15 protein-coding genes and 1 pseudogene are annotated in these 17,199 nt (G+C 31.7%); 14 read left to right on the top strand and 2 right to left on the bottom strand.

Annotated features, from left to right (window positions below; translation table 11 throughout):
• Positions 1-128 precede the first annotated feature (128 nt).
• Positions 129-1,721, top strand: coding sequence for an IS1182 family transposase (locus MOV50_RS10735; RefSeq protein ID WP_321777902.1), 1,593 nt, complete (start codon positions 129-131; stop codon positions 1,719-1,721).
• 74 nt (positions 1,722-1,795) lie between these two features.
• On the opposite strand, the gene MOV50_RS10730 is transcribed toward MOV50_RS10735, so the two are convergent.
• Entirely contained in the window at positions 1,796-2,257 is a 462-nt protein-coding gene (locus MOV50_RS10730; protein ID WP_321777901.1) for a CZB domain-containing protein, read from the bottom strand.
• 153 nt (positions 2,258-2,410) lie between these two features.
• Here MOV50_RS10730 and MOV50_RS10725 point away from each other — a divergent pair, with 153 nt between their 5' ends.
• From MOV50_RS10725 to MOV50_RS10705, 5 genes are all read left to right on the top strand, one after another.
• Positions 2,411-2,902: an RDD family protein gene (locus tag MOV50_RS10725; protein WP_321777900.1), complete on the top strand. Its 492-nt coding sequence runs from the start codon at positions 2,411-2,413 to the stop codon at positions 2,900-2,902.
• 108 nt (positions 2,903-3,010) lie between these two features.
• Positions 3,011-7,522 carry a glutamate synthase large subunit gene (gene gltB, locus MOV50_RS10720; RefSeq protein ID WP_321777899.1) on the top strand — a complete coding sequence of 1,504 codons (4,512 nt, stop codon included), beginning with the start codon at positions 3,011-3,013 and terminating at the stop codon, positions 7,520-7,522.
• Position 7,523: 1 nt separating this feature from the next.
• Positions 7,524-8,984, top strand: a complete 1,461-nt coding sequence (locus MOV50_RS10715; protein WP_321777898.1) for a glutamate synthase subunit beta — start codon at positions 7,524-7,526, stop codon at positions 8,982-8,984.
• 407 nt (positions 8,985-9,391) lie between these two features.
• Positions 9,392-10,150, top strand: coding sequence for a class D beta-lactamase (gene blaOXA / locus MOV50_RS10710; RefSeq protein ID WP_321777897.1), 759 nt, complete (start codon positions 9,392-9,394; stop codon positions 10,148-10,150).
• Between the two features lie 39 nt (positions 10,151-10,189).
• On the top strand, positions 10,190-10,471 hold the full coding sequence (locus MOV50_RS10705) for an alpha-isopropylmalate synthase regulatory domain-containing protein (RefSeq protein ID WP_321779665.1): 282 nt from the start codon (positions 10,190-10,192) through the stop codon (positions 10,469-10,471).
• Positions 10,472-10,487: 16 nt separating this feature from the next.
• Here the strand turns inward: MOV50_RS10705 and MOV50_RS10700 are convergent, their stop codons facing one another.
• Positions 10,488-11,423: a hypothetical protein gene (locus tag MOV50_RS10700; protein ID WP_321777896.1), complete on the bottom strand. Its 936-nt coding sequence runs from the start codon at positions 11,421-11,423 to the stop codon at positions 10,488-10,490.
• Between the two features lie 336 nt (positions 11,424-11,759).
• Between MOV50_RS10700 and MOV50_RS10695 the strand changes: the two genes are divergently transcribed.
• The 8 genes and pseudogenes from MOV50_RS10695 to MOV50_RS10660 all read left to right on the top strand — a co-directional run bounded on the left by MOV50_RS10695 (position 11,760) and on the right by MOV50_RS10660 (position 17,151).
• The gene (locus MOV50_RS10695) at positions 11,760-12,008 is read left to right on the top strand and encodes a hypothetical protein (protein WP_321777895.1); all 249 of its coding nucleotides are present in this window, start codon (positions 11,760-11,762) and stop codon (positions 12,006-12,008) included.
• Complete coding sequence (locus MOV50_RS10690) at positions 12,008-12,406, top strand: PIN domain-containing protein (protein WP_321777894.1); 399 nt, start codon at positions 12,008-12,010, stop codon at positions 12,404-12,406. The genes MOV50_RS10695 and MOV50_RS10690 overlap by 1 nt, the downstream gene beginning before the upstream one ends.
• A gap of 151 nt (positions 12,407-12,557) precedes the next feature.
• Complete coding sequence (locus MOV50_RS10685) at positions 12,558-13,037, top strand: hypothetical protein (protein WP_321777893.1); 480 nt, start codon at positions 12,558-12,560, stop codon at positions 13,035-13,037.
• Positions 13,038-13,130: 93 nt separating this feature from the next.
• Positions 13,131-14,395 (top strand): annotated as a pseudogene (locus tag MOV50_RS10680) (O-acetylhomoserine aminocarboxypropyltransferase/cysteine synthase family protein).
• Between the two features lie 60 nt (positions 14,396-14,455).
• Positions 14,456-15,562 carry a homoserine O-acetyltransferase MetX gene (gene metX / locus MOV50_RS10675; protein WP_321777892.1) on the top strand — a complete coding sequence of 369 codons (1,107 nt, stop codon included), beginning with the start codon at positions 14,456-14,458 and terminating at the stop codon, positions 15,560-15,562.
• Positions 15,555-15,743: an exodeoxyribonuclease VII small subunit gene (gene xseB / locus MOV50_RS10670; RefSeq protein ID WP_321777891.1), complete on the top strand. Its 189-nt coding sequence runs from the start codon at positions 15,555-15,557 to the stop codon at positions 15,741-15,743. Before metX ends, xseB begins: the two co-directional genes overlap by 8 nt.
• Positions 15,743-16,537, top strand: a complete 795-nt coding sequence (locus tag MOV50_RS10665; RefSeq protein ID WP_321777890.1) for a carbon-nitrogen hydrolase family protein — start codon at positions 15,743-15,745, stop codon at positions 16,535-16,537. The genes xseB and MOV50_RS10665 overlap by 1 nt, the downstream gene beginning before the upstream one ends.
• Entirely contained in the window at positions 16,534-17,151 is a 618-nt protein-coding gene (locus MOV50_RS10660) for a dual specificity protein phosphatase family protein (RefSeq protein ID WP_321777889.1), read from the top strand. Before MOV50_RS10665 ends, MOV50_RS10660 begins: the two co-directional genes overlap by 4 nt.
• The last annotated feature ends 48 nt before the right edge of the window (positions 17,152-17,199 follow it).

Here is a 17,199-nt window from a genome sequence, read left to right as displayed (position 1 = left end):
TGAGACTGTGAAATAACTACTATTTCCAGTCTCATTCATATAAACACATCCAATCAAGCAATTTAAAATCAATTTTTCAGTATAATAACACCAAACAAAGCCCTGTATTTAGGCTTTTAAGGCAACTAATGAGTGAACTATATAAACAAGGTTTAAATAGAAATCAGCAATTATTATTTCCACCAAGTATTGATGATTATGTAGATGAAGATAACAATGTAAGAGCAATAGATTCTTATGTAGAATTATTAGACTTAACTAAACTGCAGTTTTCAAATACAAGAAAAAGTGATAGAGCAGATGGACAAAAAGCTTATAGTCCTAAACTACTGTTAAAAATATATATTTATGGTTATCTAAATAAGATAAGAAGTTCAAGAGCATTAGAAAAAGAGTGTAAAAGAAACCTAGAACTAATATGGCTAGCACAAGACTTAAAACCAACATATAGAACTATATCAGAGTTTAGAGCAAGGAATCCAAAAGCACTAAAACAAGTATTTAAAGAGTTTGTAGTTTTATGTAAAAATATAGATTTAATAGGGGATGGATTAAAAGCTGTTGATGGAGCATTTTTAAGAGCGAATGCCTCTAAAAATCAACTAATATTGAAAAAGACACTGGATAAAGATTTAACTAAAATTGAAACTGAAATAGAAGAGTATCTCAAATCACTAGAGTATGCAGATAAAGAGAAACAACCATCAAGTATCATTAATAAACTACCAAAAGATTTAAGAAAACTAAAATATCAACAAGAAGAGTTATCTAAAAACTTAAAACTTTTAGAAGAGATGGGTAAAACTCAATATAATAAAACAGATTCAGATGCTTCTCTTATGAAAAAACCTGCACATAACCTTATGGCATATAATTCACAGATAGTTGTAGATGATTCATTTAAATTCATAGTAGCTACTGATATTTCAACAGTAGGTAGCGATAGAGCACAACTGCATAAGATGGCGAAAGAGACCAAAGAAAATCTAGGAGTAGATAAACTAAAGATAGTAGCTGATACAGGATATTATAGTGCTAAAGAATTTAAAAAATGTAGTGAAGATAATATTAATGCTATTGTTCCTTTAGCAAATATGAGACAAGTTCAAAAAGACAAAGGTAAATTTACAAGAGATGAATTTATTTACAATGATAACAATGATTGCTATATATGTCCTAATAATTATCAACTAAAAAAAAGAATTGCACCACAAATAAAGAATGATAAAGTTAATTTCATTTATACAGGTACAAGTGCAATATGTAAAGCTTGTCCTCTCAAAGATAAATGTATACCTACAAAAGCACCATATAAACAAATATATAGATGGGAACATGAGTATATAACAGAAGCACATAATAAAAAGATGCAAACTGAAGAATCTAAAGTAATAGTCAAAAAAAGAGGTTCAATAGTTGAACATCCATTTGGAACAATTAAAAGAACTTTAGGTTGGGATCATTATCTTGTTCGTGGCAAAGAAAAAGTATCAGGTGAAAATGCACTTATCATGTTTAGCTATAACTTTAAAAGACTTTTAAATTTGATAGGTATAAATCTATTTCAAAAACTGATGATAGCTTTAAAAGATAGAGATATAAGTTCCATAAAAGAAGAAATAGCTCAATATATAGCTAACTCTTTATTATATGTAGTTTGTTTTTTTAGAATTTACTTTATGCTTAAATTTAAAAGTAGAAAAGCTGTAATTTTAAGATAAAAAATCATCCCATTGGAGACCGTAAAATAAACTGTTGTTATTTCACAGTCTCTACTGAGGTGTAACTATAATATTTAAATTTTCAATATATCTTCACTACTAATAGCTAAGATTCTTCTTTCCATACGATTAATTTCATTAAGAAGATTTTTTGAAATAAATTCTAATTTTGAAAAATATTCTTTTGCAAGTTTTGTAGATTCATCTGTTATTTTCTTCTTTTGTCCAAACAGTTTACTAAAAAAACCTTGAGAATCTTGAGAAAAATATATTTTATAAATATTTAGATACATACTATGTAAAGCGTTATGCAAATTTTCAACTTTTCTCATAGACTCTACTGGGTTATTTTTTAATGCACTTAAATTTTGAGCTTCTCCGTAAAACCAACATCCAAACTTACATGCTCTAGCATCTACTGGAATAAAATTTTCCTCTGTTTCAAAACCTTTTATTAATAATTTTGCCCTTTGCAACCATTGTATATGAGCTGCTTTTGCATTTCGTAGTTCTTTTAAAATTTCTTCTTTTACCATAAGTAAAGACCTCCCTTATAATAAATGCTTGTTTATACTATTTTAACTTTATTTAACTTATTTCTTGTTTTAATAAAAATTATTACTACTATACTTAAAGCTTGTTCTTGATAAAATACAACTAATATATTTCAAGCTCACAAGGAAGTAGATTTGCCATCATTACAAAAAGTTAGATACGCAGGTTTTTGGATTAGATTTATTGCATCTTTTTTAGATACTTTATTTTTAGCCTTGCCTATTGGGATTGTTATCTATTTTCTTAGTGATGGAAATTGGTTTGATTTCGCACAATATCAACAAAACATACAAATGGCAATGAGTGGAAATGTAAATGCACTCAATGCTCAACCTCAGATGTCTATGAAGTGGGAACTTCTTTTTGAAGTGTGCGTTTTACTAATTACTATGATTTTTTGGAAACGATGGAGAGGAGCAACTCCTGGCAAAAAATTTGTTCATATCAAAATAGTAGATGCTAAAACTCTAACAGATATAGATAACAAACAAGCTATTACTCGCTCATTTGGATACATTATCTCTACTTTATCTCTTCTTATTGGTTTTTTTATGGTTGCTTTTAGAAGTGACAAAAGAGGCTTACATGATTTATTAGCTAATACCGCTGTCATTTATGATGAATAAATAAGCACCAAAATTTAAACTTTTTTTCCCTTTATAATTTTTTTAATCTAACTTTAGATACTATTTACAAATAATTATTATTACTAACTATTTTATAAAAGGAGAATTATGCAACCTAAATATTTACCAACAAAAGAGGGACTTTATGACCCAGAATTTGAACATGACGCTTGTGGCGTTGGTTTTGTAGCGCATCTAAAAGGAAAAGCATCTCATGATATTGTAAGCAAAGGTCTTACGCTTTTAGCAAACCTTGAGCATCGTGGAGCTGTTGGTGCTGAGAAAAATTCTGGAGATGGTGCGGGTATTTTAACTCAGATGCCAGATAAGTTTTTACGCAGAGTTTTAAAAGAAAAAAATATTGACTTACCTGAATTTGGTCATTATGCTGTTGGTGTAGTATTTTTACCAAAAGACCCTGAAGCTTATGCAGAGTGTAAAGCAATCGTTGAAGATTGTATAGAAGACCTTGGTCAAGAATTTTTAGGATGGAGGAGAGTTCCAACTGTTAATGAATCTTTAGGCGAAACTGTTAAAGTAATTGAGCCTTACATACATCAAGTCATCATAAAAAGAAACCCTGAGTTAGAAGATGCTGATGCTTTTGAACGCAAACTTTTTGTCATTAGAAAATACACACAGTCAAAGATAACAACTTCTAATGTTCGTGGTACTGAGTATTTTTATATGCCTTCAATGTCTTACAAAACCATTTCTTACAAGGGACAACTCATAACAGAGCAACTTCCTTTATATTTCCCAGACTTAAACGAACCAGATTATGAATCAGCGATAGCACTAGTTCATAGCCGTTTTTCAACAAACACTTTTCCATCTTGGCCTCTTGCTCAGCCATTTAGATATATAGCTCACAATGGAGAGATAAATACTCTTCGTGGAAATATAAACTGGATGAGAGCAAGACAGTCAATGCTAAAATCAAAACTTTTTACTGATGATGAACTTGATAAAATTTACCCTTACCTTATAAATGAAGCAAAAGGTTCAGACTCTTCTGTTTTAGATAATGTTATAGAACTCTTAACTCTCGCTGGTCGTCCACTTGCTCATGTTATGATGATGATGATTCCTGAAGCATGGAGAGATCAAGAGATGGATGAATCTCGTCGTGCTTTTTATGAATACCATGCTACTTTTATGGAGCCTTGGGATGGACCTGCATCTGTTGCTTTTACAGATGGGAAAATCATAGGTGCTACACTAGACAGAAATGGTCTTCGTCCTTCAAGATACTTCCTTACAAAAGATGATATTTTAGTAATGGCTTCTGAACAAGGTGCTTTGGAATTTCCTTCTGAAGATATTGTTTTAAAAGGAAGACTACAACCAGGTAAAATGTTTTTAGCAGACTTAGAGAAAGGTCGTATCATTAGCGATGATGAAATAAAAGCAGAAATAACAACTGCACACAACTATGCAAAGTGGATTGAAAAACAAAAAATAAATCTTGATGATTTAACATTAAACAAAGATGTAAAACAACCAAATCATAAAACGATACTTGTTCGTCAAAAATGTTTTGGTTACACGCAAGAAGATTTAAAAATTCTTTTAGCCCCAATGGCAAATACAGCTTATGAAGCTACTGGTTCTATGGGTAATGATGCTTCACTTTCAGTTTTATCAAATGCTTCTACAAATCTTTACAACTATTTTCATCAGTTATTTGCTCAGGTTACAAACCCCCCTATTGACCCGATTAGAGAAGAGTCTGTTATGTCACTTATCTCATACATAGGACCACAAGGAAATCTTTTTCAAGAAGTTGATGAAGATAGAAAATTTATAAAATTAAAATCTCCAATTTTAACAAATGAACAGTTTGAAAAATTAAGTGGAATAAATGAGTTTAACTTTAGTGCAAAAACTATAAGTATTCTTTTTGATTCAACAAAAAGTGATTCTTTAAAAAGAGCCTTAAATAGTGTTTTAGAACAAGCTAGTGATGCTGTAAAAGCTGGGCATGAAGTTATTATACTCTCAACAAGAGGTACAAACAAAACTAAAGCAGCTATACCTTCTCTTTTAGCGGTAAGTGCTGTTCATCATGCGCTTGTAGATGCAGGTCTTAGAACAAACTGTGGACTTGTTATAGAAACAGGTGAAGCAAGAGAAATACATCACTTTGCTACACTTGTTGGTTATGGTGCAAATGCTATTAATCCTTACTTGGCTTTTGAAACTATCGAAGATATGCGAAAAAGAAAAATGATTGACAAAGGTATCACTCCAAAAATGGCAGAAGCAAACTATATAACTGCTATTGGAAAGGGCATCTACAAGATTATGTCTAAGATGGGAATTTCAACTATTCGTTCATACACAGGTGCGCAAATATTTGAAGCAGTTGGTCTTTCACAAAACTTAGTAGATAACTACTTCAAAGGAACTCCAACAAGACTGGATGGTATAGATATAGACACCATAGAAGAAGAAACACTACTTTGTCATAAAATCGCTTATCCAAAAGAGATTATAGAATCAAATGACTTACCTTATGGTGGGCATTACGCTTACCGTCAAAGAGGAGAAAATCACCTTTTTACTCCCCAAACTATTTTTCTACTTCAAGACTCTACAAAAAACAACAACTATGAAACATATAAAAAATATGCAAAACTTATAAATGACCCTCAAGAAGGTTACATTAGTCTTCGCTCTCTTCTTGACTTTAAACGCTTAAAACCTATTGATATAGATGAAGTAGAATCAGTTGAGTCTATCATCACTCGTTTTGCAACTGGTGCTATGAGTTATGGCTCTATTTCTGAAGAAGCACATACAACTTTAGCTATTGCCATGAACTCTATTGGAGCAAAAAGTAATACAGGAGAAGGTGGAGAAGACGCTTCTAGATTTGGAACTAATAAAAACTCTAAAATAAAACAAATCGCATCTGGGCGTTTTGGAGTAACTTCTAATTATCTTGTTAATGCTGAAGAACTTCAAATCAAACTTGCTCAAGGTGCAAAACCTGGAGAAGGTGGACAACTTCCAGGACATAAAGTTGATGAAATCATAGGTAAAATACGACACTCAACTCCAGGAGTTGGTCTTATTTCCCCACCTCCACATCATGATATTTACTCTATTGAAGATTTAAAACAGTTAATCCATGACCTTAAAAATGCAAATAAACATGCAAGAGTCAATACTAAACTAGTTTCTGAAGTTGGTGTTGGAACTATTGCCGCTGGTGTTGCTAAAGCTCACTCAGATGTTGTTTTGATTTCTGGTTTTGATGGAGGAACAGGTGCCTCACCTCAAACTTCTATAAAACACGCTGGGCTTCCTTGGGAGTTAGGACTTGCTGAAACACATCAGACACTTGTTAAAAATGGTCTTCGCTCAAGAATAGTTCTGCAAACTGATGGACAACTTCGTACTGGTAGAGATATTGCCATAGCAACTCTACTTGGTGCAGAAGAATGGGGAGTAGCAACTGCCGCACTTATAGTTGAAGGCTGTATAATGATGAGAAAATGTCATTTAAATACTTGTCCTGTTGGCATCGCAACTCAAGATAAAGAACTTCGTGCAAAATACACAGGTAAACCTGAACATATCGTAAATTATATAAAATTTATAGCAAGAGAATTGCGTGAAGTCATGGCACAACTTGGGTTTAAAACTATAAATGAAATGGTAGGAAGAACAGATAAACTAAAGGCAAAAGAAGGTGTTACTCACTGGAAAGCAAAACATCTACAACTTGACAAGCTTTTACATCGTGTTCATGTCAGAAGTGACGATACCCCTTACTGTACTAAAAAACAAGAACATGGTTTAGAAAATGCACTTGACAATAAACTAATAGATTTAGCTCAAAATGCTATAAAAAATAAAATACCTATAAAAGAGAATATAAAACTAAGAAATATCCATAGAACTGTTGGCACAATGCTCTCAGCAGAAGTAACTCGTAAATATGGAGAAGCTGGTTTAAGTGATGATACTGTCTACTTTAAAGCAACAGGAAGCGGTGGACAAAGTTTTGGTGCTTTTGTAACTAAAGGGATTACCTTTGAAATAGAAGGTGATGCAAATGATTACTACGGAAAAGGATTGTGTGGTGGTAAACTTATTTTATATCCACCATTAAACGCTATTTATGAAGCAAATGAAAATGTTATTTTAGGAAATGTTGCCTTTTATGGTGCTACAAGTGGAGAGTCATACATATATGGTCTAGCAGGTGAGCGTTTTTGTGTTCGTAACTCTGGAGCAAATGTTGTGGTTGGAGCCATTGGTGACCATGGTTGTGAGTATATGACTGGTGGTAGAGTTGTTATACTTGGTGAAATTGGAAAGAATTTTGCTGCTGGAATGAGCGGTGGTATAGCCTATATATATGATAAGAACAAAACTGCTAAAGGTCGTATAAATAAAGGAAGTGTTGATTTAGACAGTGTAGACAATGATACTGATGAAAAAGAATTAAAAGATATGATAGAGAACTATATAACTTATACAAATTCTAAAGAGGCAAAAGAGATTTTAGCAAACTGGGAAGAGGCAAAAAATGCCTTTATAAAAGTTATGCCAGTTGATTATAAACGAGTTTTAAAAGAACAAGCTCAAAAAATGAGGGAGGTGTAAGATGGGAAAAGTTACAGGATTTAAAGAGTATAAGCGTCAAAATTTTTCTATTGCACCAGTAGAGGAACGCATAAAGCATAACAATGAATTTGTAATTCCTGCGAGTAAAAATGCAATGGAGATTCAAGGTGCTAGATGCATGGACTGTGGTGTTCCTTTTTGTCATAGTAATTATGGTTGTCCAGTCGGTAATAATATACCTCAATTTAATGATCACATATATAAAAACAAATGGGAAAATGCATTTCGTACACTGATGAGTACAAATAATTTTCCAGAATTTACGGGAAGAGTATGCCCTGCTCCATGTGAAACTGCTTGTGTTCTTGGTTTAAATGATGACGCAGTTACAATAAAGGGCATCGAGTATTCAATAATTGAGATGGCTTACAAAAAAGGCTGGATGAAACCACAAGTACCAAAAATCAGAAGTGGCAAAAAAGTTGCAGTTGTTGGTTCTGGTCCAGCTGGTCTTAGTGTTGCAAGTCAGCTTAACAAAGCGGGACATGAAGTTACTATATATGAAAGAGATAAACGCATCGGCGGTTTAGTTCGTTATGGTATTCCAAACTATAAACTTGACAAGAAAAAAGTAGTTCAACGCAGAATTGATATGATGGTTGAAGAAGGCATAAAATTTGTTACAAATGCTCATATTGGTATAGATATACCACTGAAAAAACTTCAAGATGAATATGACTCTGTTGTACTATGTGGTGGAGCGTCTTTACCAAGAGACTTACCAATAGACAATAGAGATGCTAAAGGTATTCATTTTGCAATGGAATTTTTAGCACAGTGTAACTCACGCATAGAGGGTGAAAATATTCTTAAAGAAAAAGAGATTTTAGCCACTGATAAACATATTATAGTTATTGGTGGAGGAGATACAGGAAGTGACTGTGTTGGGAACTCTATAAGACAAGGAGCAGCATCTATCACTCAAATAGAGCTAATGCCAAAAGCTCCATTAGAGAGAACAGATGCTATGCCATGGCCAACATATCCAAGAGTGTTTAAACTATCAACTTCTCAACAAGAGGGTTGTGAGATGGACTTTAACATACTTTCAAAATCATTCATCAAAGATGCTAATGGAAATGTTAAAGGTCTAAACTGTGTAAAAATTGAGTGGGGGAATAAAGGATTTAGTGAAATTAAAGGAACTGAATTTACTTTAAAAGCTGACTTAATTTTCTTAGCAATGGGCTTTATGGGACCTGAGCAAACAGGGATGATAGAAGAGTTAAATCTTGATACAGATGCAAGAAGCAACATCCAAACAAACAACTACAAAACTTCTGTTAAAGGAGTGTTTAGTGCTGGAGATATGAGAAGAGGTCAATCACTTGTAGTCTGGGCAATTTATGAAGGTAGAGAGTGTGCCATAGCAGTTGATGAGTTTTTATCAAACAAAAAAACTATGCTAAATGCTAGGAGTAAATCTTTATACGAAAAATAATTTCTAAAATAAACTTAGGTTACATCTCAAGAAATGTAACCTAAAAATCTAATGGACTAATGGCTTTAGTCTTATTCATTTCACCCATATCAATACCAAGTAACTCTTTATACAATGAATATAGTGTTTAAATCTAATCTTATCTCAAACTAAGTCTAATAATTTTCTTTTAACTTCCATATTACAACCTTTGCCTTAAGTATCATCATGAATGTTATGTAGATTTATGAACAAGTAACAATCATCTTAGTTTTAAGCATAATAGGTAAAATATTCATTATAATGCAAAAGTATGACAAATAGTCATATTTTATAGAAACTTTATTAATTAACAATCATTAACCATGATAGTTAATTATTTATTTTAAGCTTACTCTATATATAATGTTGTTGAATAAAGGAAAACAATGAACTTTAAAAGAGTGATTTTACTAATTAGCACCATGTTAAGTCTATCCCTTGCTCAAGACAATGATTTAGCAAATATTTTTGATAAAAGTAAATTAAACGGGACAATAGTTATATCTGCATTAAATGATGATGTAAAATATATATACAATAATCAAAGAGCTGTTAAAGGGTATATCCCTGCCTCAACATTTAAAATAATAAATACACTCATTGCATTAGAAGAAGAAGTTATAAAAGATGAAAATGAGATTATAAAATGGGATGGGGAAATTCGTTCATACAGCTCTTGGAATAAAGACCAAACTTTACAAAGTGCTATTTCAGTTTCATGTATATGGTGCTATCAAAAATTTGCAAAAGAGATAGGTAATGATAAGTATTTAACTTATCTTAAAAATATAAACTATGGTAATCACAAAACAGGTTCCAAGGTAACAACATTTTGGTTGGATGGTGATATAGAAATATCAGCCATAGAACAAATAGATTTTTTAAAAAAATTATATAAAAATGAACTACCCTTTAAACAACGATATATTGATATCACCAAAAAAATATTAACAGTTAAAAAAACAGAAAATTACATTATTAAAGCAAAAACTGGATTTTCTGGAAAAATTGGTTGGTATGTCGGCTATGTAGAAACAAAGAATGGAGTTTGGTTTTTTGCATTAAATGCAGATGTAACGAAAGATACACTTAAATATAGAAAACAAATTGTAATAGAATCTTTAAAAATTAAAAATATCATATAACAAGTACTAGGAGATAAATAAGTAGCCTAGCGGCGACTTATTTCTCAAGACAGTCGTTATATCCAAATCACCACATTATATGGAGGAAATGGACTCCTTGATGCTTATAAAAAAGCCTTAATGAAAAACTATAAAACTGAATTTATTTTAACTTCATACTCTGAACATTCATGTGGAGATAAAAGTTCTACAAAAGGAATAGCTTACATAGAGATTCAGAATAAAGATGTACTTTCTTGTTTTGGTGTAGGAGCTAATAACGATATACCTATTGCTTCTATCAAAGCTTTATTCTCAGCACTTAATCGTGCCTTTAAATAGTGGTTATCGCCACTATTTAAACAACTAAATCAATCTCTTGAAGTGTTCCAACTTTACCATCTTCTTTTAAGTAAATTGAACTCTCTTTGAGTTGTCCTTGAAGTTCATTATTTGCTCTAAAGTCAAAAGATGTAAGTACACTTCCTAAATATAATGCTCCAATATTTTTATCACTAAGGCTAAATAAATTTTCCTTTCCATTTTCATCTTTTGTCCAAATAAGTAATTGTTCAAACACATCATCATTTTCATCAATCCAACCATTATTATCAGAATCATAAGCACGTAGTTCATTAAAACCATTACCACTTTTAGGTCCAAATAGTTCACTACCATCGTTGATTTTCCCATCTTTATTTTTATCAAGTGCTAAAAATCCACTGCCACTTCCAACGAAAGAAAACTCATCACTTTTACCATCAAGGTCTAAATCAAATTCATGTTTAATATTTGAGATAGTAACATTCCCAGAATCAAAGTTCAATACTAAAGGATCAGTAAGTAGGGCATCGCCTGCTACAATCCTAAGTCTTTCATGCGACTCTGAACTACTTTTCATGCTAAAAGCCATGCTGAAATCTATCTCTCTACCATCCTCTGTTTGTACATTACCAGAAGCTGAAAAGTTTAAATGCTCTTCTCTTATTTCTTTTTTTTCATAACTATAATCAATCCCCCAGCCTACTCTTTGAGAAGTATTTGTTAGAGGAGAAATGTTTATCTTTATTCCCATTAAAGCTTCAAGTGCTAGGACTAGCATTTGAAGCTTTAGATCTATTGATATTTCTTCCATACTGTTAAATTCATCACTTAACTCTAGTCTATCAAACGAAAAAGGCTGTCTTGGATCACGCTCACCTTTAGACCACTCAACTAAACTTTCTTTTTCTAAAACTTCATGCTTTTTATAATGTGTGCTTGAAAATACTACATCTGATTGTGCTATTTTCATAATAAACCCCTCTAAAATATTTATATAGAGTTAAATCGGTATTTATTTGTTTCTTTAAAACAAGAAACAACGAGGAACCAAATTCCAAATAAAAAAATATTATTAATAGTAGTTTCATAAAAGATATTCATGCCATTATGTTTAAAAATGCTTTACATGTAGCATCATAAAAAGATGTACTTTTCAAGTTTATAGATGAGAGTATTTAGAATAGTATGGCTTTAATAAATAGTTGTCCGCTCACTGCATGACCATTATAACCTAACTTACTTGATTTTTTTATCTTTACAAAAAAATGTTTATAATGTATAATATTGTAAAGATAAAGGAATCGTCATGAAACGAGCAGTAAATCTACGATTAGAAGAAAGTGTTATTGTTACACTTAATCAATTATCAGAAGAACTTCATACAACAAAAACAGAAATTATAGAAAAGGCCATAAGCTTTTTTTCGCAACAAAATCATTTAAAGCATAACCAGTTATTGCAGTTTGCAGGTAAACTAAAAGGTAATGAAGCTGACATTATGTTACAAAACATTATAAATGATAAAAATTCTAAAGACTTTAAGTTAGACCTTTAATGAAAAAATATTTAATTGATAGTGACATATTAATTTACTTTTTAAAAGGGAAAAAAGAAGTTGTTGAAAGACTCTCACAAATTCCAATAGATAATTTGTATATTTCAAGAATAAATTATACTGAATTAATTTATGGTGCGTACAACTCTTCTAAAATAACTAAAAATTTAAAAATAATTGAGCCTTTTTTGGATAGTTTCAAAGTATTAGAATTCACTAAAATATCAAGTCTACTTTTTGCAAAAGAGAAAGCACGATTAAAAAAAAATGGTAATATAATTGCTGATATGGACTTAATAATTGCGAGTATTGCTATTGAAAATGATTGCACTTTAATTAGCAATAATATTAAGCACTTTGAAAGAGTACAAAACCTAGAACTTGAACCAAAATTATAACAAGTTCGAGGAACAAATAGTATATCACTTGTTGATTGGGATAAAGTTTTTCAAAAAATATCTAAAAGATTGAATTTATAGATGAAATACTTATTTCATCCAGATGCTGAGCTTGAATTAAATGCTTCAGTTGACTACTATAAGGAATAAAATGAAAATCATATTAATAATCTCCATAATGTTTTTTTGTAATTTGTTTGCAGAAAATAACTATTCTACAAAGTCAAATTGGCTTCTTGAAACAAAAACAAATGAACAAAAATTTAAAAAAATACAAAAACAATTTAGAGGATTTGACTTAGCGATGGTTGAAGTTGGTTATAGATTTAATAGTTTTTACTTTGCCATCAAAGACAAAAATTATGATTTGGCTCACTATCAGTTGGATAAAATCAAAAAAACAATTGAGAATGGAATACAACGAAGACCAAAGCGTAAAAATAATAGCGAAGTCATGTTTTTAAATACACAATATAGAGCCATGTACAAAGCACTATCAACAAAAAATTTGCAACAAATAGAAAAAGAATATATAAATACTAAACAGTTATGTAATGCATGTCATATAGCAGAAAAAGTTCCATTTATACATGTAATAGACCCAATCTATAGATGGCAACCTATTCAATAAATAGACAATAAGTTTACTAGACTAATAGTACAAGTAATACATTAAGTATTATGTGATAAAATCACTAAAATATTTTATAACATTGGAGAAATAATGGATTTACAAACAAAAGCACTTCACGCTGGATATGAAAAAGACTCTCAAGGAACTATGGCAGTTCCTATTTATATGACAACTGCTTATGAGTTTCGTGATGTTGAGCACGCTGCAAACTTATTTGCACTTAAAGAACTAGGTAACATTTACACTCGTTTAAATAATCCTACAACAGATGTTTTTGAAAAAAGATTTGCTGAGTTAGAGGTGGAGAGGCTTCTATTGCCACTGCTAGTGGTATGAGTGCTATTTTTTATGCTATTGCTAACTCTGCTGAGGCTGGTGATAACATAGTATGTGCTAGACAACTTTATGGTGGAAGTCTTACACTTAATTCTCATACTCTTAAACGCTTTGGAATTGAATCAAGATTTTTTGATGTTCAAAACCCAAGTGAGATAGAAGCACTCATAGACGACAAAACAAAAGTTATCTTTTTTGAGTCTTTAACAAACCCTAGTATTGATGTTGCAGACATTGAGGCGATTACTACCATCGCTAACAAACATGGCATACTTACAGTAGTTGATAATACTGTTGCGACTCCTGTTTTATGCCGTCCTTTTGAGTTTGGAGCAGATATATCAGTTCACAGTACTTCTAAATATACAACAGGTCAAGGTCTTGCGATTGGTGGTATTTTAGTTGAGAGAAAAGGTCTTTTAGAAAAACTAAAAGCAAACCCAAGATACCCTCAGTTTAATGAGCCTGACCAATCTTACCATGGTTTAGTTTATGTTGATGTACCTCTTCCTGCTTTTACTTTAAGAACCAGACTTTCACTTCTTAGAGATATTGGTGCAGTGCCATCTCCATTTAACTCTTGGTTATTTATTCAAGGAACAGAGACACTATCTCTTCGCATGAAAGAGCATTCGGCAAATGCTTTAGCTTTAGCAGAATTTTTAGAAGCACATCAAAAAGTAAATAAAGTAAATTACCCTGGACTAAAAAGTAACTCAAACTATGTCAATGCTCAAAAATACTTTGACAATGGAGCTTGTAGTGGACTTTTAAGTTTTGAAGTTGACTCTTTAGAAGTAGCTACTAAAATCGTAGACGCTACTGAACTTTACTCTTTAGTTGTAAATATTGGTGATTCAAAATCAATCATAACGCACCCTGCATCTACAACTCATCAACAGTTAAATGAAGAAGAATTAAAAGCTTGTGGTGTTCCTTCTGGACTTATTAGAATTTCGGCTGGATTAGAATCAATAAAAGATTTAATCGCAGATATTAAACAAGCTTTAGAAGCATAAAAAGTAGTATTAAGTCATTTTCGCTAAAATGTTACTATTATTTTACGGAGAACTACAAACTTGCCTTTAAACTTACAAATACATACAGAGCACTTTACAAACCCTCTCTATTTAGAGAGTGGTCGTATTTTAGAACCTTATGACATTGTTTATGAAACATATGGCGAACTAAATGATGACAAGAGTAATGTAGTTGTAGTTTGTCATGCACTTACAGGTTCTCATCATGCAGCTGGCATCTATGAAGATGAAACTAAAGCTGGTTGGTGGGATGGTTTTATCGGTTCTGGAAAAGCAATAGATACAGATAAATACTTTGTAGTTTGCTCAAATGTTATTGGTAGTTGTTTTGGTTCAACAGGTCCTATGAGTATGCAACACCCTCATCACGAACACTACCGTTATAAGTTTCCTGTTGTAACCATAAAAGATATGGTAAAAGCCCAACGCATACTTTTTGACAGACTTGATATTCACAGAGTTCACGCGGTTGTTGGTGGCTCAATGGGTGGGATGCAAGCTCTCGCTTTTGCAGTTCTATATCCAAATTTCGCAAACAAAATCATCGCCTTGGCAGCAACTCACGCAACACAACCTTGGGCGATTGCATTTAACAAAGTAGCTCAAGAATCTATCTTAAAAGACCCTGATTTTAAGCAAGGCTACTATGACCCTGAGGTTATAAAAGAGCAAGGTTTATCAGGTATGGCTGTTGGTCGTATGGCAGGTCATATTAGTTTTTTATCACCTGAGTCTATGGCAACAAAGTTTGGTCGTGAATACAAAAGGACAGATGGACTTTATGAACTTTTTGGAAAGTTTCAAGTTGAATCTTATTTAGAGTACAATGGTTACAATTTTACAAAATGGTTTGACCCTTTAGCATATCTATATATCACTAAAGCTATCAATATCTTTGATTTAGCAAGAGGTTTTGACTCACTTGAAGAGGCTCTTAAAAAAGTAACTTCAAGTATGCATTTGATTAGCTTTAGAGATGATTTACTTTTTAAAAATATAGAGATGAAAAAAATCGCTGATACACTAAAAGAGATTGGAAATGACAACTATGACTATATTGACATAGATAGCGGTTATGGACATGATGCTTTTTTGGTGGAGTTAGAAAAATTTGAAAAATATGTAAAGGATGCATTAGATGGCTAAAACAGGAAATTTTGAAACAAAACTCACAAGTGCAAAAAAAATATTAGAAGCCTTAATGAAACCAGAAATAACTTTGCAAAACAGTGTTAAAGAGTATGAAAAAGGTATTAAAGAATTAAATGATGCTCAGAAAATACTAGAAGATGCTGTCATAAAAATCAACGAAATTAAGAGTAACTAATGCGTTGTGCGGTACTGCAACTTAGTGCTCAAGGTATGAGCAGTACGAAACTTTACAACTACATAAGAATCGCTCATACAAAAAATGTAAAAGTTCTTCTTCTTGGTGAGTACATATTAAACCCTTTTTTCAAAGAGTTGCAAAATATGTCAATTGCGATGATAAAAGAACAAGCCGAGCACCAGATAAAAATACTAAAAGAATTAGCTTCTACTTACAAGATGGTAATAGTCGCACCTCTTGTAATTGTAAAAAGAAAAAAAGTTTATAAAACAGTAGCTAAATTTGCTCCAGCATCTACTGCATATTATCAACAACAGCTTCTTATAAATTACTCACATTGGAATGAGGAAAAGTTCTTTTCAAACAGTATAGATGCTATTAAATCCCCACTAATTTTTAAAGTTGATGGTTTTAAGTTTGCGATTATTAGCGGGTTTGAGCTTCATTTTGATGAAATATTTGCACAAATATCATCTAAAAATGTAGATGCTGTTTTACTACCAAGTGTATCTACTTTTGACTCTTTTGAGAGATGGAAAACACTTGTACTTTCTCGTGCTTTTACAAACAACTGCTACATTCTCAGAGCAAACCGAATAGGTGAATATACCCAAGAAGAATTTTCATGGAAATTTTATGGAGACTCCATACTAGCATCTCCTAATGGAGAGTTATTATCTCATCTTGGAAACAAGGAAGAACTAATGTTAGTAGAGATGTCTCACAGTGAAGTAGTTCAAACAAGACGGACATGGGGATTCAAAGATATAATAAAAAGGAGAGAATCATGAAAAAAATATTTAAAATTTCACTTATCTTAGTTGTAATACTAGCTACTTATTATGTATATCATGTGCATTTTGACTACCGTTTTGAAGTAATAAGCAAAGATAAGGTTTATAAATCAGGTCTTATAAAACCTGAAAAACTTGAAGACTATCTTGTAAAATATAATATTAAAACTGTTATAGACTTAATGGATCCGGGTGTTCAAGATGCACTTAATCCAGCAAAACAAAAAAATATAGATGAAGAAGATAATGCTATTAATCAAATAAATAAAAAGAACAATCTAAACATAAAACATGTAAATATACCATCAGGACAAGTACCAAATAAAAAGACTCTTACTAAGTTTTTTGAAGTTCTTGATAACAAAAATAACTATCCAATTTTAATACACTGCTACCATGGAACAGGAAGAGCACAAATATATAGTGCCCTTTATAGAGTAGAGTATGAAAATTGGAACACTGAAGATGCAAGACAAAAGACAAGATTTATGGTTGAGGGTTTTGGATATAGAAGTAGCTTCTCAAAAGGTAAAGTAAAAGGTGATTTTCTTATAGAATACAAACCTAGAGAAGAAGGCATATTTAGTACTATTAACACTCTCCAAAAATAGTGCGTTTAATATTTTTGTGCTATAATTTTTTTTAATAAAGGTTTAATC

Source organism: Sulfurimonas sp. (assembly GCF_029027585.1).
Lineage (GTDB): Bacteria > Campylobacterota > Campylobacteria > Campylobacterales > Sulfurimonadaceae > Sulfurimonas.
This window is presented reverse-complemented; position numbering and strand designations above follow the sequence as displayed.

Coding starts and splice junctions, on each gene's coding strand:
- MOV50_RS10695 (WP_321777895.1), top strand. CDS start 11,760: ATGAAACGAGCAGTAAATCTACGATTAGAAGAAAGTGTTATTGTTACA.
- MOV50_RS10700 (WP_321777896.1), bottom strand. CDS start 11,423: ATGAAAATAGCACAATCAGATGTAGTATTTTCAAGCACACATTATAAA.
- MOV50_RS10665 (WP_321777890.1), top strand. CDS start 15,743: ATGCGTTGTGCGGTACTGCAACTTAGTGCTCAAGGTATGAGCAGTACG.
- MOV50_RS10730 (WP_321777901.1), bottom strand. CDS start 2,257: ATGGTAAAAGAAGAAATTTTAAAAGAACTACGAAATGCAAAAGCAGCT.
- xseB (WP_321777891.1), top strand. CDS start 15,555: ATGGCTAAAACAGGAAATTTTGAAACAAAACTCACAAGTGCAAAAAAA.
- MOV50_RS10685 (WP_321777893.1), top strand. CDS start 12,558: ATGAAAATCATATTAATAATCTCCATAATGTTTTTTTGTAATTTGTTT.
- blaOXA (WP_321777897.1), top strand. CDS start 9,392: ATGAACTTTAAAAGAGTGATTTTACTAATTAGCACCATGTTAAGTCTA.
- gltB (WP_321777899.1), top strand. CDS start 3,011: ATGCAACCTAAATATTTACCAACAAAAGAGGGACTTTATGACCCAGAA.
- MOV50_RS10690 (WP_321777894.1), top strand. CDS start 12,008: ATGAAAAAATATTTAATTGATAGTGACATATTAATTTACTTTTTAAAA.
- MOV50_RS10660 (WP_321777889.1), top strand. CDS start 16,534: ATGAAAAAAATATTTAAAATTTCACTTATCTTAGTTGTAATACTAGCT.
- MOV50_RS10715 (WP_321777898.1), top strand. CDS start 7,524: ATGGGAAAAGTTACAGGATTTAAAGAGTATAAGCGTCAAAATTTTTCT.
- MOV50_RS10735 (WP_321777902.1), top strand. CDS start 129: ATGAGTGAACTATATAAACAAGGTTTAAATAGAAATCAGCAATTATTA.